This window comes from Actinomyces wuliandei, from assembly GCF_004010955.1.
Lineage (GTDB): Bacteria > Actinomycetota > Actinomycetes > Actinomycetales > Actinomycetaceae > Actinomyces > Actinomyces wuliandei.
Genome location: NZ_CP025227.1, coordinates 441,828 through 460,771, shown reverse-complemented (window position 1 = coordinate 460,771; position 18,944 = coordinate 441,828). Strand labels below are relative to the sequence as shown.

The window sequence follows — 18,944 nt, the reverse complement described above, 5'->3', positions numbered from 1 at the left end:
GTCAGCCGCCTGACCCGCCTCAGCCGAACAGTGTCGGCAGGGTGGACCCCACGGCCTCGCCCAGCTCGTCCAGGTCCAGGACGAGGGGCTGCCCGTCCCCGCTGTCGGCCAGCAGGTCGGAGCCGGTGACCACGAGCATGTCCCCGCCCGTGGTCCCCAGGCGGGTGGCCGCCACGCCCTCAGCCTCGGCTGCAGCCAGCACGGCCGGGACCGCCCACTCCGGCACAGCCACCACGGCCCTGGCCCCGGACTCGGAGAACAGGGCGGTGAGGTCGTCGACACCCTCCTCCCCCTGGACGGCCACCAGGTCCACGCTGGCCCCCACGCCACAGCGCAGGCAGGAGTCCGCCAAGGTCTGGACCAGGCCGCCGGCGGAGCAGTCGTGGGCGGCGCGCACCAGGCGCTCGCCCTGGGGGCCGTCCGCCTCGTGGAGGGCCAGGAGCACGCGGCCCAGGGCGGCCTCCGCCTCTAGGTCCACCTGCGGCGGCAGGCCTCCCAGGTGGTCGTGGACCACGCGCGCCCAGGCCGAGCCGTCCAGCTCGGCGCGGGTGCGCCCCAGGGACATGAGCGCCAGGCCCTCCTCGTGCCACCCTGAGGGGACCGCCCGCCTCACGTCGTCCATGACCCCCAGGACGCCGACGACGGGGGTGGGGTTGATGGAGGAGTCGATCCTTCCCTTGTCCGGCCCGTGCGAGTTGTACAGGGAGACGTTGCCCCCGGTGACCGGCACCTCCAGGGCAGCACAGGCCTGGGCCAGGCCGTTGATGGCTTCCACCAGCTGCCACATGGCGTCGGGGTCCTCCGGGGAGCCGAAGTTGAGGCAGTCGGTGACGGCCAGGGGCCGTGCACCCACGGTGCACACGTTGCGGTAGGACTCGGCCAGGGCCTGGGCGGCCCCGGTAGCCGGGTCAAGCTTGGTGAAGCGCCCGTTGGCGTCGGTGGACACGGCCACGCCACGGCCGGTGGCCTCGTCAACACGGACCACGCCAGCGTCGTCGGGCTGGGACAGGGCGGTGGCCCCACGCACGAAGCGGTCGTACTGGTCAGTGACCCAGGCGGGTGAGACCTGGTTGGGGCTGGTGAGGACCGCGCGCACCTGGGCGCTCAGCCCGGCGGCCGTGTCCGGGCGCTCCAGGCGGTCAGTAGTGTCGGCGTTGAGGGCGTCCTGCCAGGCGGGGCGGGCGTAAGGACGGTTGTAGGTGGGACCCTCGTGCGCCACGGTGCGCGGGTCGACGTCGACGATGCGCTCCCCGAAGTGGTCAATGGTCAGGCGCCCCGACCCGTTGACCTCCCCGATGACGCTGGCCTCGACGTCCCAGGTGTCCATGACCGCCATGAAGGCGTCGAGCCGCTCCGGGGCGACGACAGCCATCATCCGCTCCTGGGACTCGCTCATGAGGATCTCCCCGGCGGTCAGCGTCGGGTCGCGCAGGAGGACCTTCTCCAGGTCCACGTGCATGCCCCCGTCCCCGTTGGAGGCCAGCTCGGAGGTGGCGCAGGAGATACCTGCCGCGCCCAGGTCCTGGATGCCCAGCACCAGGCCCGCGCCGAACAGCTCCAGGCAGCACTCGATGAGCACCTTCTCCATGAAGGGGTCTCCCACCTGCACGTTGGGGCGCTTGGCGGGCACACCGTCCTCGAAGGACTCGCTGGCCAGGATGGAGGCGCCGCCGATGCCGTCGCCACCGGTGCGCGCCCCAAAGAGCACCACCTTGTTGCCCGCCCCGGAGGCGGAGGCCCGGTGGATGTCCTCGTGGCGCAGCACCCCCACGCACAGGGCGTTGACCAGGGGGTTGTCCTGGTAGGAGGGGTCGAACTCGGTCTCGCCGCCGATGTTGGGCAGGCCCAGGCTGTTGCCGTAGGTGCCCACCCCGGCCACGACCCCGTGGACCACACGGGCCGTGTCGGGGTGGTCTACCGCGCCGAAGCGCAGCTGGTCCATGACCGCCACGGGGCGCGCGCCCATGGAGATGATGTCGCGCACGATCCCGCCCACGCCGGTGGCCGCCCCCTGGTAGGGCTCCACGAAGCTGGGGTGGTTGTGGGACTCCACCTTGTAGGTCACGGCCCAGCCGTCCCCGATGTCGACGACGCCGGCGTTCTCCCCCATGCCCACCAGGAGGTGCTCGCGCATCCGGGGCGTGGTGGTCTCACCGAAGCGGCGCAGGTGGGTCTTGGAGGACTTGTAGGAGCAGTGCTCGGACCACATGACCGAGTACATGGCCAGCTCGGCGGCCGTGGGCCGCCTGCCCAGCAGGGAGCGGATGGAGTCGTACTCCTGCGCCTTGAGGCCGAGCTCGGCCCAGGGCATCTCCCGGTCAGGAGTGGCCTGGGCGTGGGCGACCGTGTCTGGGCGGTCCGCGCCCGGGCTGTCAGTGGCAGGGGGGTGGGCGCCCGTCACCGCGCCCGCACGGGCGGCGCCCGGGTGCGCTGCAGCACCCGGTGGCGACGAGGCTGCTGGGTCCGCTGGGGCTGCTGGAGCCACCACAGGGCTGACGGGGGCGACAGGCTCGGGGGCCATAGGTTCTCCCGGGGGGTCGAGGACGCAGTGGTTCAAAGGCGGGCGGGGCCGAGGATACCCGCCCCGTGGAGACAGCAGCGGAGGCATCAGCAGCACCGGGCGCGCCGCGGCGCCCGGGCTCCTGCCACCGCAGGACCCGGGCGGTCGACGACACTCGCACCACCAAAGTGCTGCGACTCACACGATTTCAGGAGAGGATCAGACCATGAGAGCCATCGACGTCGCCCCGCTGCCGCTGTCGCACCTTGAGAGCCACCTCGACGAGGTCGCTGTCCGCCGCCTGCGCGACACCGTGACCGCCGCCCACGCCCTGCTGGAAGGCCGCACCGTGTGGACGGTGACGCCCTCGGCCGCCGGGGCCGGCCCTGCGGAGATCGCGGGGCCGCTGGTGGGCTACGCCCGTGGGGCGGGCCTGGACGCCCGGTGGCTGACTCTGGACGCCCCCGCGCAGTTCCAGCAGATCGCCGCCCGCCTGTACGCGGGCATCCATGGCGACCAGGGAGACGGCGGCAGGCTCGGGGACGTTCAGCGCGACGTCTACGAGCACGTCCTGGCCTCCAACGCGGACAACGTCGTCGAGGAGCTGCGTGAGGGCGACGTCGTGATCCTGCACGACCCGCCCACCGCAGGGCTGGCCAAGGCCGTGCGGGCCACGGGGGCCTCCGTGGTGTGGCGCTGCCACGCCGGGGCGGCCGCGACCGGGGACGCCGCAGACTACGCCTGGGCCTTCCTGGACAGGTACCTGGAGGACGTGGACCTGGTCGTGGTGTCCCGGCCCGAGTACCGGCCGCCCTACATTGAGGAGGAGCGCTGCGCCGTCCTGGCGCCCTCCATCGACGCCGACTCGCCCAAGAACCGGGTCCTGGACCTGGACGAGTCCTGGTCGGTGGCCCGGCTGTCGGGGGTCTTCGCCGGCGAGCCTCCCTTCCAGGCGGTTCCCTTCGTCCGTCACGACGGGCGCGCAGACGCCTTCCGGGGCCTGGCGGAGGACCCCGTCCTGGCGGGCGGGCCGGTTCCGCTGGGCTGCCGGGTCGTCACACAGGTCAGCCGCTGGGACCGCCTCAAGGGCGGGCTGGAGCTGGTGGAGGCCTTTGCCCGCCACCTCTCCCTGCTGCCGCAGGACTGCCACCTGCTGCTGCTGGGCCCCGCACCGGACCCCGAGCACGACCGGGAGGCCACGGCGGTCCTGACCTCGGTGGTTGACCGGTGCTCCGTGCTGCCGGAGTCGGTAGCCTCCCGTATCCACGTGGCTGCGGTGAGCATGGAGGACCGCGAGCTCAACGCCACGGTCGTCAACGCGGTCCAGCGGGTCAGCTCGGTGGTCACCCAGCGGTCCCTGGTGGAGGCCTTCGGGCTGACTGTCGCCGAGGCCATGTGGAAGAAGGCTCCTGTCGTGGCCTCAGCCGTCGGCGGTATCCGTGACCAGATCGAGGACGGGGTGGACGGGGTCCTGGTGGACCCGGCCGACGGAGCCGCCTGGGCCGGTGCCGTCGCGGACCTGCTGCTGTTCCCGGAGCGTGCGGCAGAGATGGGTGCGGCCGCGCACGAGTCCGTGCGCCGGGAGTTCCTGCCCAACCGCCACCTGCAGGACATACTGGAGATCCTCACCCGCGTCGTCCCGTAGCGGCCTCGGGGTCTTGCGGTGCCGAAGCACCACAAGACCCCCTAAAAAGACCGCCGGACAGCCACGACCCTGCCCCGACCACCACATCAGTGCCCGGCCCCGGCGAGCCGGCCCCGGGCCGGCTCGCCGGGGCCGGCTACCACGACGCCGGACGGGCAGGCCGCAACGGGCTCGGAGCCGCTACGCGCTGCCGCCCTCCTTGAGGTCAGCACGTCCCCGGCACCACCGGAGCCCGGCCACGGGAGGCCAGGCACACCCGGGTACAGCCGGTTATAAACGTGTGCTGCCGGTTGCGGGACAGGGTCCGGCGTCGTCTTCTCCTGTCCCCGGCGCACGCCGCGACGTCACTGACCGGGGCGACAGGCACAGCGGGTCAGCACGGGCCACCGCATTCTTCTCCACAGGCACTGTCCACAGGCGGCCGCCCCCGTTGGGAGTCATGGAGCACCGGCGCGCCCCTCCGTCGGAGGGGCGGTAGCAGGCACCTTTCCGCAACCTGGAGCACGCGTCCACGCATCCTGGAAGAGGGCGGGTCTCCGGACCGGACGGTAGCCTCAGGCTGGATCACCGGTTCTCTCCGATGTCCCGCAAAGCACCTCCCGCCACCCACACGCTCGCCGCACCGCCATCCGCCAACACTGCAAGAACACTGCGTAAACACTGCAAAACCAAGGGAAACGTTCCGTCATCCCATCGGTACTCCCCCACGGAGCCGCATGGCGAGCCGGGAGGCCGCACGGCGAGCCGACGGTCAGCGTCCCACCTGCCACAGTCCTCCTCCCACGCGGCCCAGGTCTCAAGACGAACAGGTAGCAGCGGCAGAACGGTCACGTCTCACACCCGCCGGACACGGGTGGCCACGCTGCTCGATCCCCATGGCTCCGCCCCTCTGAGGCACGTAACCCACAGGGCTGGCGAGGTTCTGTGGACAACCACAAAGACACCTGGCTCCGGATCTGGTAAGGGCCGGGGCGCCCCGCCTCACACGGTCACCTCCTCGCCTCCCGGCAGCGTGCCCACCCGGACGAGGAACCAGAACAACTACAGCACCGGGCAGCTCCGAAGGGGTGGTGAAAGGAGCAGTCTGCCCCGACCAGGCACCCGCCCCCTGGGACCCGCCGCCTCCGGAGCTCCCGCTATAGCCGGGCCGCTCCCAGACACCCACGCCTGCCGACACAGAAGCAGCGGTTTGCTGCCCTTGAGCAGCCTGGCGCCCAGACGCCCGCGCCTGTCGGCACAGAAGAAGACAGGGTGTAAGGACAAGGGTGTCGGGAGCCATGACTGCCAACCCAGACAGCATGTCAGACCGCCGTGAGGGACCGGACGGCAGAGCAGAAGACCCCCAGGCCGTCAGTACCCGTGCGCGGCCCGGCCGACGAGGCCGGGCCGAAGCCGTGCTCCACGGCGTGCTCAGGGTGGGGCATGAGCCCGACCACGTTGCCACGCTCGTTGCGCACCCCGGCAATGTCACGTGCCGACCCGTTGGGGTTGCCCCCTAGGTAGCGGAAGACCACCAGACCCTCCCCCTCCAGACGGTCGAGCTCGTCCGGAGAGGCGATGAAGTTGCCCTCCCCGTTCTTCATGGGGACAACAATCTCCTGGCCGTCGTCGTACTGGCTGGTCCAGGCCGTGTCACAGGACTCCACCCTCAGACGCTGCTCGGTGCAGACAAAACGCTGGTGGTCGTTACGGATGAGGGCGCCGGGCAGCAGGTGCGCCTCAGCAAGCACCTGGAAGCCGTTGCAGATGCCCAGCACCGGCATGCCCCGCCCGGCAGCGGAGACGACCTCCCCCATGACCGGGGCGAAACGGGCGATCGCGCCGCAGCGCAGGTAGTCGCCGTAGGAGAAGCCCCCGGGGACCACGACAGCGTCCACGCCGTGCAGGTCCGCGTCCTTGTGCCACAGACGCACCGGCTCCGCCCCAGCCAGGCGCACGGCCCGGGCGGCGTCGACGTCGTCCAGCGTCCCGGGGAAGGTGATGACGCCGATGCGGACGAGCGCGCTCACGCCTGGGCCTCCTCAGCGGCGTACCGCCCGCTGCCCGCCGCCGGACCGCCAGCCCCACTGGCCGCACCGACCGGCCCAGCCGCCTGCGCGGCGGCATCACCGGGGACATCGCCGGGGAGCTCGGCAACAGAGACAACGTCCTCAATGATCGGGTTGGACAGAAGGGTGTCAGCCGCCTGGCGGGCCGCGTCAAGGTGGGCCTGGGTGACCGGCCCCTTCACAGTCAGCTCGAAGCGTCGCCCCTGGCGGACCGCAGTGAACTGCTCGAATCCGAGGCGGGGCAGGCTGGCCACGACAGCCTTGCCCTGAGGGTCCAGGATCTCGGGCTTGGGCATGACCTCGACGACAATGCGTCCCATTGGTGCTCCTGACAACAGCGGGGTGAATGCTGAGCCCACCCTACCCGGCCCCACCCCCAGTGCTGCACATCTTCAGACCCTCAAGCACGCGACAGGACCCCAGGAATCGACCCCAGGAATCTCTGTCTCTTCCTGGAATAGCAGCAGTGCCCGCCACCACCAGCCGTCTTCCCCGGGTCCAGGATGTGCAGCGTCACCTGCGCTGCACATCTTGGGCCTCTTGCCTACCGGCGCACAGAGGAGGAACCGCAGAATCCCAGAGCAAGCCAATGCGCCATCGCTGGAGCCAGCACTGAAGATGTGCAGCTCAGACGACTCCCAGCCAGTCGCCTGCCAGCCTGACGGACACCAGCCCACCCAGGGACAGGGCAGCGGTTGCGATGAGCCAGGACGGCCCCAGCGCCAGGGCAAGAACCGCGCAGACCACGGCGGCCGCCATCATGAAACCGCCTACCGCCCCGGCTACCCCAGCAGGTGCGTGCACGGACTGCTCCACGGTCGAGGCTCCCATGATCGGCCGGGGTGCCGAGTCCACGCTCACCCGCAGGGGCGGGGAGCCTCCCGCGCCCCTGTCCGGCTGGAGAGGGGCAGCCCCGGCGGTCCCACCATGCTCGACGCCCGGACCGCGCCCGGCCCACCCGCTAGCCTCCTCACCAGCTTCCCCGCCAGCCTCGTCGACAGGCGCGTCCCCAGGATTGTCCTGCCCGCCCCCGGCGCTCGCGAGGAGACGAGCGGGGTCAGCGACCTGCACCCTCCCGGCTGTCAGGCCAGCCGCAGCGTCCAGGACCCGTGGCTGCCAGCGCTGCGCCTCGTGGCGCACCGGGGTGCCCCCGGCCCAAGCCAGGTAGCCGGCCGCAGCAACCAGCCCCGCCCCGCCCAGGACGGCCACCAGCCACGGCGGGACCCACAGGCGCCCGACCTCGGCGTTCTCAGCCAGGTTCATGGCGGAGAAGGTGGCCGTGACCAGGCCGACCAGGGCAAAGACCACCCCCGCCAGGCGCTGCCTGCGCACGGCTGCAGGCCAGGGGGTTCGTGCCCGCTGCCCCGGCGTGGGCTGACGGGCTGCCGGCCCACGGCCCACACCCCAGTCGGGACCGTCGAGCCTGCCCGACCTACCTGGGTCGTCAGCGTCAAGGGCGGTAGGGCTGCCGGAGGCACGGGCACCGTCATCCACTCGAGCACCAGCAGCGCCTCCGGCCCCTTCAGCCCGGTGCCCGCCGTCCCGCCAGGCTCCCCCGGCCCCGCTGCCGCTGCGGGATCGGCCCGGACGGACCTGGTCCGCGGACCTGCCGGTGCCCCAGTCCACCGGCCCCTGCTCCTCCTCGGGGCGACGCTCACGCGGTGTCACGACAGCACCTGCCCCAGGACCGAGGCCAGGCCCAGCGCGAGAAGGACGAAGCCAAGTGCCCCGGCGAGCAGCTGGCCCACCCGCACCAGAGTCTCCCCCGTCGTCGTCCCAGCCAGGCGCTCGTCGGCGGCACGGCCGACCCGGGTCGCGGCCAGCGCCGTCGTCACCGGCCCGGAGACGACGTCCATTGTGGTCAGCTCCCGCCTGCCCGTGGACTCAGGGATGACCACGCCGGTACCCGGTACCACCAGCGGTACGAGCGTGCCCTCAGGTGAGTCGTCCCGTAGCCCGCTGGTCCCGCTGCGCCCGTCGGCCCGGGCTCGGCTCCCGCCCCGGCCACCCGCCTTGCGCTGCCTGCTGCGCTCCCGCGCCGCCCTGGCCCGGTTGCGCTCCAGGCGCAGGCGAGGGGCGTTGACCACCAGGGACCGGGCCGGGACCCTCAGCACCGCCAGGAGCCCGAGCCCCACCAGGACAAGGGCGGCTCCGCCCAGGATGCTCGAGGCCTCCCGCGCACCCAGGGCGCTGCTGACTGCCGCCGCCAGCGCCAGGACGACCACAAGGGCGGCCAGTCCCAGAGCCACGCCAAAGCCGAGACCAGGTCGAAAAACTCGTGAAGGTGTCATACAGGCTGCTTCCTGTCGGTGCGGAGGTCACAGGAGACCAGGCTAGGGTGCGGACCAGGCAACGGACCCGGTCCGAAACACAGACCCGGACGACCAGGAGACTGGGACACGCCTGCGGGCGCGGCAGCCACCACCATCCCCGCCGGGTGCGCCACGAGCATCTCAGAGCGCCAGGGGACCACCGGTGAGCCGCTCATAGGCCTCCAGGTAGCGCTGCCGGGTGCGGTCCACGACGTCGTCGGGCAGGGGCGGGGGGGCCTGGCCGCTAGCGGGGTCCCACCCGGAGGCGGGTGAGGTGAGCCAGTCACGCACGTACTGCTTGTCGAAGGAAGGGGTGGGCTGGCCGGGCGCCCAGGCGTCGGCGGGCCAGAACCGGGAGGAGTCGGGGGTAAGGACCTCGTCGGCCAGGACCAGGCGCCCCTCAGCGTCGATGCCGAGCTCAAGCTTGGTGTCAGCCAAGATGATGCCGCGCTCGTGGGTGACGTCCGCCGCGCGGGCGTAGACCTCCAGGGTGGTACGGCGCAGGTCTGAGGCCGCCTGGGGACCAACCAGGGCCTGAACCTGCTCGAAGGTGATGTTCTCGTCGTGGCCGCCCAGACCGGCCTTGGCAGCAGGGGTGAAGACCGGCTCGGGCAGGCGGGAGGCCTCCGTCAGGCCGCCGGGCAGGCCGATGCCGCACACGGTGCCGTGGGCGCGGTACTCGGCCAGGCCGGAGCCGGTGAGGTAGCCGCGGGCCACGCACTCCACAGGGTGCATGTCCAGACGCTGGCAGACCATGGCCCGCCCAGCCACCTCCCGGGGCACGTCCAGGCTGAGCAGGTGGCCCGGGACGATGTCGGCCAGCTGGCCGAGCCACCAGGCAGTCAGGGCAGTCAGCACCGCGCCCTTGCCCGGGACGGGGGTGGGCAGGACGTGGTCGTAGGCGCTGATACGGTCCGAGGCGACGACGAGGAGGACGTCACGCCCCGCCCAGGGGCCGTCCGCAGCGGGCACATAGACATCACGCACCTTCCCGCTGAGATGGTGCTCCCACCCAGGCAGCCGGGACGGGGCGGGAACCTCCCCGGGCAGCCGTGGACCAGCGTGGTGACCTGGGTGCTCGGGGCCGACGCCCTCACGGGCTCCACGGCCCGGCTCCACGGCGCCGGGGGCAGCGTGCGGGACCGCTGAGGGAGCGGGGCTGGCGGGAGAAGTCATACCCACATCCTGCCACTGCACGGGCAGGGGTGCGAGGACGCTACTGGGCGCCTGCGGAGCCCACCCGTCCCACCACGAGGTGGACAAGGGTGGTAACGTGCTACCAGCAGCGTGGAGCCGTGAGGCTCTTCCTAGACTGGGGCACCTCCCAGCCTCTGGTGGCAACCAACGTGGTACCACAGAAACAGCGCAGCCCCTCACACGCGAACCGGGTGGGCCAGGCTCACCGCCCCGCAGCAATGTCCCGGCGGTACTGGGCACCGTCGAGGTGGATCCTGGCCACCGCCTCGTAGACCCGTGCCCGGGCAGCGGCCACGTCCGCCCCCACGGCCACCACGGACAGGACCCGCCCCCCGGAGGCGACCAGGTTTCCCTCCTCGTCCCGGGAGGTGCCGGCGTGCAGCACGTGCACCCCCTCAAGCGCCTCGGCGGCCTCCACGCCAGTCACGCGCCCGCCGGTGGTTACCGTACCGGGATATCCGGGAGCGGCCAGGACGACGTCAACCGCAGCCTGGTTGCTCCAGGTGGGCTCAGGCACTCCGCCCAGGTGACCGGTGGCGGCGGCGTGCAGCAGCTGAGGCAGGGAGGAGGTCAGGCGAGCCAGGACCGCCTGGGTCTCCGGGTCGCCGAAGCGCACGTTGAACTCCACCACGCGCAGCCCCTCCCGGGTCAGGGCCAGGCCGCAGTAGAGCAGGCCGATAAAGCGGGTACCACGTCGGGCCATCTCGTCAACAACCGGCTGGGCCACCTCCCGCACCACACGCTCAGCCAGGTCGGCTGGCGCCCAGCCCACGGGGGTGTAGGCGCCCATACCACCGGTGTTGGGACCCTCATCGCCGTCACCCAGGCGCTTAAAGTCCTGAGCGGGTGCCAGGGCGCGGACGGTGGCTCCGTCGCTGACGCAGAAGACGGAGGCCTCCGGACCGTCCAGGTAGTCCTCGACGACAACGCACCCGCCCTCCCTGGCCAGGCAGGCCAGGCCGTGCTCCAGGGCGGCGTCACGGTCGGAGGTGACCACGACGCCCTTGCCCGCGGCCAGGCCGTCCTCCTTGACCACGTAGGGGGCACCAAAGCGGTCCAGGGCTGCGCGCAGGTCCTCCGGGGTGGAGCACGCGACCGAGGCCGCCGTGGGCACCCCGGCTGCAGCCATGACCTCCTTGGCGAAGGCCTTGGACCCCTCCAGGCGGGCCGCCTGCGCACCGGGGCCGAAACAGGGCACGCCCGCCTCGCGCACCGCGTCGGCCACGCCCGCCACCAGGGGCGCCTCCGGGCCGACAACCACCAGGTCCGCCTCCATCTGGGCGGCCAGGTCCACCACCTCCTCCGGGGCACTAGGGTCGATGTGGAGATTGGTACCCACGTTCGCGGTGCCGGGGTTGCCGGGAGCGATGACAAGCTCGGTGGTGGCAGGATCGGAAGCAAGGGCGCGGGCCAGGGCGTGCTCGCGCGCGCCGGACCCCAGCAGCAGGATCTTCACGGCCCTAGCCTAGCCAGACAGGCCGGGGTGACGACAGTAGGTGCGGCAGGCGTAGTCGGGTTGTGCGCCGACCAGCGGTTTCTCTAACCAGGCTCCAGGCATCCCAGCAAGGACTCCACAGGGGACCCGCACAGCATCCCTGTCCGCAGAACCCATTCGACCTCCTTGCCCGCCTGCCAGCCCTGTTCCGACGATGGCTCCGTGGACGGCAGAGACGACATCCTGGCGCGGGTACGCGGCTGCTACGGAGCAGTCCGGATGCGGGACCTGCGTCTCGACCGCACCGAGCGCAGGCAGGTGGCCCGGCTCGTTGAGGCCAACGACCTCCTCTCTCACCCCCATGGGGTCATCGCAGTACCAGGCACGGAGGAGGCCATCATCCTGGCCCGGATCCACGGAGGGGCCATGACCTGCCGGACTGCCGTCTGCTACTACGGGTACCCGACCACCGGGCCCGAGCAACCGATCCACGTCGCCGTTCCGGACAAGCGCAGGTTCGCACCGGTGCGCCGGGAAGTCCTCCACGTCGAGCGCGCACTGACTCCCCCGTCCCCCACCAGCTTTCCGGTCGCGCCAGTGGACCTCGCGCTGGCTCGCTTCCTGCGCTGCCATCCCAGTGCCGAGGCCCCGGTCATGGCCTGCGACGCCGCCCTCCACGAGGAGGACACCACGCCTGACGCCATCAAGGCGTTGCTTCACGGACCTGGCTCAGCGCGAGCCAGGTCACGTCTGCGCCTGGCCAGCCCCCGTTCACGCTCACCGCTGGAGACGCTGGCGCGGCTGCAGCTCCATCGTGCGAGCATCCCGTTCGAGGACGGTGTGGTCATCCCTGGCGTCGGTGAGGTGGACATCGTTGTCGACGGTTGGCTCGTGCTCGAGCTGGACGGCTATGCCTACCACGTCGGCGAGTACCAGTTCGGCCGGGACCGCCACCGGGACCGAGAGCTGATGCGCCGGGGCTTCCGGGTCGCCCGTTTCACAGCCAAGGATGTTCGGCAAGGAAAGGTGGCCCAGGAGGTGCCCGGGCTCCTGCTTTCCAGGCCACGTTATGAGGCCAGACTGTCCACAGCGGCCACAAACGAGTCGGCCACAGCTCGACCAAGAGTACAGAACATTGCAATCACGCGGTCTACTTAAAGACTTGCACGACCCGTCAGGCCATTTGTGGCCGCCGTGGACACGCAGACACCGCTGACACAGGTGGTGCAGGGCCGTATCCCGCTGGCCGTGGACACGACTAGCCAGCCACAGCACGTCCCTGCCAGCAGACAGATCGCGCCCACGCGCCAGCAACGAGGCTCCCGACCCTGGGGGTCGGGAGCCTCGTCAACGGCAGCCTGCCACCGCGATGGTGCTCAGGCCTTGCGAGCCTCCTCAATGCGCTCGCGGAACTTCGCGAGCTGCTCGGTGATGGCAGCGGGGAGCTTGTCACCAAACTGCTTGAAGTACTCCTCGGTGTCGTCCATCTCTGCGGCCCAGGCGTCGGGGTCGATCTCGAAGAGCTTGGCCCAGTCGGCCTCACCCAGATCGGTCCCCTCCAGGTTGAAGTCCTCAAGCCTGGGGTAGCGGCCCGTCACGCCGTCAACGGCCTCGACCTCACCGGCGGCCCGGCGCACGATCCAGTCCAGCACGCGGGAGTTGTCCCCGAAGCCAGGCCAGATAAACTTGCCGTCCTCGTCCTTGCGGAACCAGTTGACCTGGTACACCTTGGGGAACTTGTCCCCCAGCCTCTCCTGCATCTCCAGCCAGTGGGACCAGTAGTCAGCCATGTGGTAGCCGCAGAAGGGCAGCATGGCAAAGGGGTCATGACGCAGCGAGCCGACCTTGGCGTCCAGGGCGGCGGCGGTGACCTCGGAGGCCACGGAGGCGCCGATGAACACGCCGTGGGCGGCCTCGTACTGCTCGGCCACCAGCGGGACGTTGGTGGCGCGGCGCCCACCAAAGAGGATGGCGTCGATGGCCACACCCTCGGGGGCCTCCCAGTCCGGGCAGATGATCGGGCACTGAGAGGCCGGGGTGGTGAAGCGGGAGTTGGGGTGAGCGGCCTTCTTGCCAGCCTCGGCGTCGGCCGGGGTGTAGTCGTTGCCCTGCCAGTCGATGAGGTGGTCGGGCAGCGGGGCGTCGATGCCCTCCCACCACACGTCGCCGTCGTCGGTCAGGGCCACGTTGGTGAAGATGGTGTTCTCACGCATCGTGTCCATGGCCATCGGGTTGGTGTCGTAGGAGGTGCCCGGCGCCACGCCGAAGAAGCCGGCCTCGGGGTTGATGGCGCGCAGCGTGCCGTCCGGCCCGGGACGCATCCAGGCGATGTCGTCGCCGACAGTCTCCACCTTGTACCCGGGGATGGTGGGACGCAGCATGGCAAGGTTGGTCTTGCCGCAGGCGCTGGGGAAGGCCGCGCTCACGTGGTACTGCTTGCCGGACTTCTCGTCAGTGAGTCGCAGGATGAGCATGTGCTCAGCCATCCAGCCGTCGCGGCGGGCCATGGTGGAGGCGATGCGCAGCGCGTAGCACTTCTTACCCAGCAGCGCGTTGCCGCCGTAGCCCGAGCCGTAGGACCAGATCTCGTTGGTCTCGGGGAAGTGAGTGATGTACTTCTCCTCGTTACAGGGCCACGCGGCGTCCTTCTCCCCCGGGGCCAGGGGAGCACCCACGGAGTGGACAGCGGGCACCCAGGTGCGGCCCTCGTTGATGAGGTCCATGGCGGCGGCACCCATGCGGGTCATGATGCGCATGTTGACCACGACGTAGGGGGAGTCGGTGATCTCGATGCCCAGCTGGGAGATGGGGCCACCCAGGGGGCCCATGGAGAAGGGGATCACATAGAGGGTGCGGCCGCGCATGGCACCGTCGAACTTCTCGTTGAGGATCTTCTTCATCTCCGCCGGGTCGTACCAGTTGTTGGTCGGTCCGGCGTCCTCCTCCTTCTCAGAGCAGATGAAGGTGCGGGACTCCACGCGGGCGACGTCACTGGGCAGCGAGCGGGCCAGGAAGGAGTTGGGACGCTTGTCGGGGTTGAGGCGGACGAAGGTGCCAGACTCCACCATCTCCGTGGTGAGGCGGTCCCACTCCTCATCGCTGCCGTCGGCGAAGTAGACGCTGTCGGGCTTACCGAGCTCGGCGATGCGCGTGACGAACTCGATCACGTCCTCGGGAGCGTTGGTGGGAGCAGCGGAGCGGACGTCCTGCTCGGACACAGTCATACGAGTCCCTTCCTAAGGGGGTCAGTTACTGACAGAGGTAGTCAGCACCTATCCTTCCCCACTGCAGCCGCAGGGTCACGTCGCCGAAGGTCCCAGCAGCACCCCGCAAACGCCCGCGACAGGGGTGCTTTCGCCCACGTGAGGCGGTTTTCCGCCCTCTGGAGGGGAGTTCCGCACCTCCGTTCCGCCCTCAGTGAAGGCGGTAACGATGCCGTGGCGGCGCGAGCCGGACGAGCCGAGACACGACGCGTGTAGCCTGCCACACATGTCTCAGCGCCCCCGCACCCACCGCCCGGTGCGGCTCGCCGCGTCCTGCGCCCTGGCCTGCCTGGCCCTGTCGGGCTGCACCCTGGAGATGGACATGGCGATCACCCCGACGGGCACCTACGACATCACCCTGGAGATGCGGGACACCACCGGGGAGGTGATCGGCAGCGAGGAGGACTGCGCCACGATGGCGGACCCCGAGGTCCTTGAGGTCTCCCAGGACGCCCAGGTCGAGGCCGAGCCCCTCTCCGGCGGCAGCGACGAGGTCGGCTGCCTGGTGACGATTACCGGCGTGACGGTCCCGGATGCCTCCGAGGCCGAGGAGGGCGCGATCGTGGTGCGTGACGGCGACGTCTACACCGTCAGCCTTGCCGCCCCCGACCTGGGAGGTGACCCTGCGGCGCTGGCCCCTACACAGGGGGCTCAGGACACGGGGGGCTCCACCGCCGCCTCCTTCAACACCCTGGTGGACACCCGGGTCTCGGTGACCTTCCCCGGGAGCGTCACCGAGGCCGACGGCGGCTCAGTATCCGGCAGGACCGTCACCTGGGAGGACGCGGACGCCCTGACCGAGGGGGTCACCGCCTCTGGCTACGCGGAGCAGTCCCAGGGCACCTCCTGGACCGCCAACCCTGCCACCTGGGTCACCGCCATCCTGGTGACGGCAGGAACCGCCCTGGGGCTGGTGGTCGTGGCCAGGAGACGACGAGCTCAGCGGCCCCGGGACGGCCAGGAGAGGCGGCGGAAGACCCGGAGAGACCGACAGACCACCCGGAGGAACAAGGGAGTGGGAAAAGAGCAGAAGCGGCAGCAGGCCGGGCACCCCCGGACCCGCCGGAAGCGGCGCTGAGCAGCGCGCCTCCCTGAGGCCCGCAACCCTCAGGAGGCACGCTGCGCGCTAGCGGAGGGGCGGGCCGCGTACAACCCGCCTACCAGGTGCTTACCGGAGCCACTCACGCGGGACCGCAGCGGTCCAAGCAGCCGGGGCGCCCCGGGTCAAGCGGGCCGGTAGGTGAACCTCTCCCACCCCAGGGCCTCAATGCGGGCAGCCAGGTCCTCGCACTGGGCGTCCCACCCGGGGACGGTGGCCACGAGCCCCTCCCGTGCCCCCTTGCTACGGGCCTGCTGGAGGGCGTAGGTGCGAACACCCATGTCGTGCACGCGCCGGGCGACCTCGTAGGCGTCGGTGGCTGTGACGTCCCCGGGCACCACGGTGGTGCGCACCTCGACGTCGGGGAAGACGTCGGGGAAGCTGGGGAGCCTGTCCGGAGCGCTGCCGCCCGGGCTCCTGCCGCGCAGGCCTCTGCCGTGCGACCCCCTGCGGCCCGCGACCGCCTCCAGGAGAACCCGCAGGCTCTCCCAGGCCCTGGCCCCGGCGTGCGGGCGGCCGACCACCTCCCGGTAGTGCTCAGGCAGGGCCTTGACGTCCAGGCCCACCCAGTCGAGCAGGCCCCGCCTCACCAGGTCGCGCAGCCTGCGGGGGTAGGCGCCCGCCGTGTGCAGGCCGACGGCGAACCCGGCCCCGCGCACCTCGGCGGCGGCGGCAGCCAGCGCGTCCTGGCGCAGAGGCTCCCCACCGGTGAGGACGACGCCGTCGAGCAGGCCCGCTCGCCTGGCCAACAGGTCGCGGACCTCCTGCCAGGCCACCAGGCCCGGCGCCTGGGTGGGGATGAGGGCCTGGTTGTGGCAGTAGGTGCAGTCCCAGGGGCAGCCCTGGGTGAAGACCGTGGCGGTCAGGTGGTCGGGCCAGTCGACGGTGCTCAGGGGGACCAGCCCGGCAATGACCAGGTCGTCAGCACGGCGACAGGCACGGGCGTGCTCCTTCCGCCCGCTGCCAGGTAGCACGGCGGGGGGAGGCAGTGGCAGACGCGCGGGCATGAGCGAGGCGGGACGAGCCCGCTAGGCACCCACCGCCGCCAGGCGGGAGACCGGCTCACCGTGGTCACCTGCCGCCTGCTCGGTGAACATCTGCCGCTCGGCGTACTCGCCCTTCTTGCCGATATTGAAGGAGCGCACGGGGCGGAAGTAGCCCATGACCCGGGTCCACACCTCGCACTCCACCGGCTCGGCCTCGGGGTGCGCGGCGGCGCACCTGCCGCAGGTGGTGTGCTCCCCGGCCAGGTAGCCGTGGACGGGGCAGATGGAGAAGGTGGGGGTGATCGTGATGTAGGGGGCGCGGAAGGCGGTGAGGCTGCGGCGCACCAGCTCTTTGCAGGCGGTAGCGGAGGAGATGCGCTCGTTCATGTAGAGGTGGAGCACGGTGCCGCCGGTGTACCGGGTCTGGAGCTCCTCCTGCATCTCCTGGGCAGTGAAGGGGTCGTCGGTGTAGCCCACGGGCAGCTGGGAGGAGTTGGTGTAGTACGGGTTGGAGTCGGTGCCGGCCTGGAGGATGTCGGGGTAACGCCTGCGGTCCTCCTTGGCGAAGCGGTAGGTGGCGCCCTCTGCGGGCGTGGCCTCCAGGTTGTAGAGGTGCCCGGTGGCCTCCTGGAAGGCCACCATGCGCTGACGAACGTGGTCGAGCAGGCGCACGCACATGGCGTGGCCGCGCGGGTCGGTGATGTCGTAGCCGCCGCCAGGCTCGTGGCGGGTGAAGTTGCGGACCATCTCGTTCATGCCGTTGACGCCCAGGGTGGAGAAGTGGTTGTCCAGGGTTCCCAGGTACCGCTTGGTGAAGGGGAACAGCCCGGCGTCGATGTGGTGCTGGATGACCTCGCGCTTGAGCTCCAGGGTGTCGCGCCCGATCTCCAGGAGCTCGTCCAGGCGGGCGGTCAGGGCAGACTCGTCCCCGGCGTGCAGGTAGCCCAGGCGGGCCATGTTGACGGTGACCACGCCCACGGAGCCGGTCTGCTCGGCGGAGCCGAACAGACCGTTGCCGCGCTTGAGCAGCTCGCGCAGGTCGAGCTGGAGGCGGCAGCACATGGAGCGGATCATGCCGGGGTCGAGCTCGGAGTTGATGAAGTTCTGGAAGTAGGGCAGGCCGTACTTCGCGGTCATGGTGAACAGGAGGTCAGCGTTGGGGGTGTCCCAGTCGAAGTCCCGGGTGATGTTGTAGGTGGGGATGGGGAAGGTGAACACGCGCCCCTCGGCGTCGCCCTCGGTCATGACCTCCATGAAGGCGCGGTTGATGAGGTCCATCTCCGCCTGGAGGTCGCCGTAGGCGAAGTCGCACACCTCCTCTCCGATCAGGGGGTGCTCGTCGCGCAGGTCGGCGGGGCAGGTCCAGTCGAAGGTGAGGTTGGTGAAGGGGGTCTGGGTGCCCCACCGGGAGGGGACGTTGAGGTTGAAGACAAGCTCCTGCATGCACTGCCTGACCTGCTCGTAGGTCATGGAGTCCAGTCGGACGAAGGGCGCCATGTAGGTGTCGAAGGAGGAGAAGGCCTGTGCCCCGGCCCACTCGTTCTGCAGCGTGCCCAGGAAGTTGACGATCTGGCCGACGGCGGAGGAGAAGTGCCGGGCGGGGCCTGCGGCGATGGCGCCGGGGACGCCGTTGAGACCCTGCTGGAGGAGGTCCTTGAGCGACCAGCCCGCGCAGTACCCGGCGAACATGTCCAGGTCGTGGATGTGGAGGTCGGCGTCGCGGTGGGCCTGCCCGGCCACAGCGGGGTAGACGTGGGACAGCCAGTAGTTGGCCACCACCTTGCCGGAGGTGTTGAGCATCATCCCGCCCAGGGAGTAGCCCTGGTTGGCGTTGGCGTTGACGCGCCAGTCAGAGCGGTCCAGGTACTCGGTGATGGTGGACACCGCGTCCACCTGGGGGCGGCCGCCCTGCACGACGACGGAGTCCGCAGAGCCCCGGGCGGCGGTGTCCGAGGCAGCGGAGCCCAGGGCAGCAGGGGCCAGGGTGGCGGCACCCTCGCCGCCACCCACACTGCTGATGCCGTCAGTGTCGTGGTCGGTGTCGCCAGTGAGGTCGTTGGTGTGGTCAAGCACGGGTCTCTCCGATGACGTGGTCAGGTTCGGTGTCGGTGAAGGCTGTTCTTGTACGGTCCAGGGCCTGCAGACCCTGGGCGCCATGGTGCCCGCTGGCACTGACACGACCAGCTCCGGCGGGCGCCGTCGCCCCCCTCGCAGACCTCCCGGACGGCGGCGACAGCCTTGAGCCTACTCCTTAAGGGAGCCACCTCTAACCACCACAACACATCATCTGGTATCTCGATTCCCTCACAGACACAATATATTGTGGTATCAGCAAGGACTTTTGTCCCGATAGGCGTAGCTTCCGCGTGGCCGCCCATCGTACGCCCCCCTGGCGCACCAGTAGTCGGAAGGCGGCTCACAAGCAGACCTCTACCTGCTGCGCCCGTCCCGACAGCCAC

General features: G+C 70.6%; 12 protein-coding genes and 1 pseudogene. 3 read left to right on the top strand and 10 right to left on the bottom strand.

Translation table 11 applies throughout. The features are described from left to right. Window positions 1-19: 19 nt before the first annotated feature. Window positions 20-2,521: a phosphoribosylformylglycinamidine synthase subunit PurL gene (purL, locus tag CWS50_RS01890; RefSeq protein WP_127841435.1), complete on the bottom strand. Its 2,502-nt coding sequence runs from the start codon at window positions 2,519-2,521 to the stop codon at window positions 20-22. A 205-nt stretch (window positions 2,522-2,726) separates the two neighbouring features. Between purL and CWS50_RS01885 the strand changes: the two genes are divergently transcribed. After that, window positions 2,727-4,145, top strand: coding sequence for a glycosyltransferase (locus CWS50_RS01885; RefSeq protein ID WP_127841434.1), 1,419 nt, complete (start codon window positions 2,727-2,729; stop codon window positions 4,143-4,145). Between the two features lie 1,301 nt (window positions 4,146-5,446). On the opposite strand, the gene purQ is transcribed toward CWS50_RS01885, so the two are convergent. From purQ to purD, 6 genes and pseudogenes are all read right to left on the bottom strand, one after another. Beyond that, a complete protein-coding gene (gene purQ, locus CWS50_RS01880; RefSeq protein ID WP_127841433.1) occupies window positions 5,447-6,154 on the bottom strand; it encodes a phosphoribosylformylglycinamidine synthase subunit PurQ in 708 nt (235 codons plus the stop codon). A 122-nt stretch (window positions 6,155-6,276) separates the two neighbouring features. Beyond that, window positions 6,277-6,513 (bottom strand): annotated as a pseudogene (locus CWS50_RS01875) (phosphoribosylformylglycinamidine synthase subunit PurS); the annotation flags it as partial. 307 nt (window positions 6,514-6,820) lie between these two features. Next, on the bottom strand, window positions 6,821-7,861 hold the full coding sequence (locus CWS50_RS01870) for a hypothetical protein (protein ID WP_243118410.1): 1,041 nt from the start codon (window positions 7,859-7,861) through the stop codon (window positions 6,821-6,823). Beyond that, the gene (locus CWS50_RS01865) at window positions 7,858-8,484 is read right to left on the bottom strand and encodes a hypothetical protein (RefSeq protein ID WP_127841432.1); all 627 of its coding nucleotides are present in this window, start codon (window positions 8,482-8,484) and stop codon (window positions 7,858-7,860) included. The genes CWS50_RS01870 and CWS50_RS01865 overlap by 4 nt, the downstream gene beginning before the upstream one ends. 162 nt (window positions 8,485-8,646) lie before the next feature. After that, complete coding sequence (locus CWS50_RS01860; protein ID WP_127841431.1) at window positions 8,647-9,681, bottom strand: phosphoribosylaminoimidazolesuccinocarboxamide synthase; 1,035 nt, start codon at window positions 9,679-9,681, stop codon at window positions 8,647-8,649. A 223-nt stretch (window positions 9,682-9,904) separates the two neighbouring features. Next, window positions 9,905-11,158, bottom strand: a complete 1,254-nt coding sequence (gene purD / locus CWS50_RS01855; RefSeq protein WP_127841430.1) for a phosphoribosylamine--glycine ligase — start codon at window positions 11,156-11,158, stop codon at window positions 9,905-9,907. A 201-nt stretch (window positions 11,159-11,359) separates the two neighbouring features. On the opposite strand from purD, the gene CWS50_RS01850 reads away from it, so the two are divergent. After that, window positions 11,360-12,295, top strand: a complete 936-nt coding sequence (locus tag CWS50_RS01850; protein ID WP_243118409.1) for an endonuclease domain-containing protein — start codon at window positions 11,360-11,362, stop codon at window positions 12,293-12,295. A 218-nt stretch (window positions 12,296-12,513) separates the two neighbouring features. Here CWS50_RS01850 and CWS50_RS01845 read toward each other — a convergent pair whose 3' ends face one another. Further along, window positions 12,514-14,361 carry a phosphoenolpyruvate carboxykinase (GTP) gene (locus CWS50_RS01845; RefSeq protein ID WP_127841429.1) on the bottom strand — a complete coding sequence of 616 codons (1,848 nt, stop codon included), beginning with the start codon at window positions 14,359-14,361 and terminating at the stop codon, window positions 12,514-12,516. 265 nt (window positions 14,362-14,626) lie between these two features. Here CWS50_RS01845 and CWS50_RS01840 point away from each other — a divergent pair, with 265 nt between their 5' ends. After that, window positions 14,627-15,478, top strand: coding sequence for an LppM family (lipo)protein (locus CWS50_RS01840; RefSeq protein ID WP_127841428.1), 852 nt, complete (start codon window positions 14,627-14,629; stop codon window positions 15,476-15,478). Window positions 15,479-15,624: 146 nt separating this feature from the next. Here CWS50_RS01840 and CWS50_RS01835 read toward each other — a convergent pair whose 3' ends face one another. Together CWS50_RS01835 and CWS50_RS01830 are read right to left on the bottom strand one after the other, a co-directional pair. Next, window positions 15,625-16,506 (bottom strand): anaerobic ribonucleoside-triphosphate reductase activating protein, encoded by an 882-nt coding sequence (locus CWS50_RS01835; protein WP_127841427.1) that lies wholly within the window; start codon window positions 16,504-16,506, stop codon window positions 15,625-15,627. 21 nt (window positions 16,507-16,527) lie between these two features. After that, complete coding sequence (locus CWS50_RS01830; RefSeq protein WP_243118494.1) at window positions 16,528-18,468, bottom strand: ribonucleoside triphosphate reductase; 1,941 nt, start codon at window positions 18,466-18,468, stop codon at window positions 16,528-16,530. Window positions 18,469-18,944 lie beyond the last annotated feature (476 nt).

Excerpts from the sequence above, each read along its gene's own strand:
- purL (WP_127841435.1), bottom strand. The coding sequence starts at position 2,521 with ATGGCCCCCGAGCCTGTCGCCCCCGTCAGCCCTGTGGTGGCTCCAGCA.
- CWS50_RS01845 (WP_127841429.1), bottom strand. The coding sequence starts at position 14,361 with ATGACTGTGTCCGAGCAGGACGTCCGCTCCGCTGCTCCCACCAACGCT.
- CWS50_RS01860 (WP_127841431.1), bottom strand. The coding sequence starts at position 9,681 with ATGACTTCTCCCGCCAGCCCCGCTCCCTCAGCGGTCCCGCACGCTGCC.
- CWS50_RS01840 (WP_127841428.1), top strand. The coding sequence starts at position 14,627 with ATGTCTCAGCGCCCCCGCACCCACCGCCCGGTGCGGCTCGCCGCGTCC.
- CWS50_RS01885 (WP_127841434.1), top strand. The coding sequence starts at position 2,727 with ATGAGAGCCATCGACGTCGCCCCGCTGCCGCTGTCGCACCTTGAGAGC.
- CWS50_RS01865 (WP_127841432.1), bottom strand. The coding sequence starts at position 8,484 with ATGACACCTTCACGAGTTTTTCGACCTGGTCTCGGCTTTGGCGTGGCT.
- CWS50_RS01835 (WP_127841427.1), bottom strand. The coding sequence starts at position 16,506 with ATGCCCGCGCGTCTGCCACTGCCTCCCCCCGCCGTGCTACCTGGCAGC.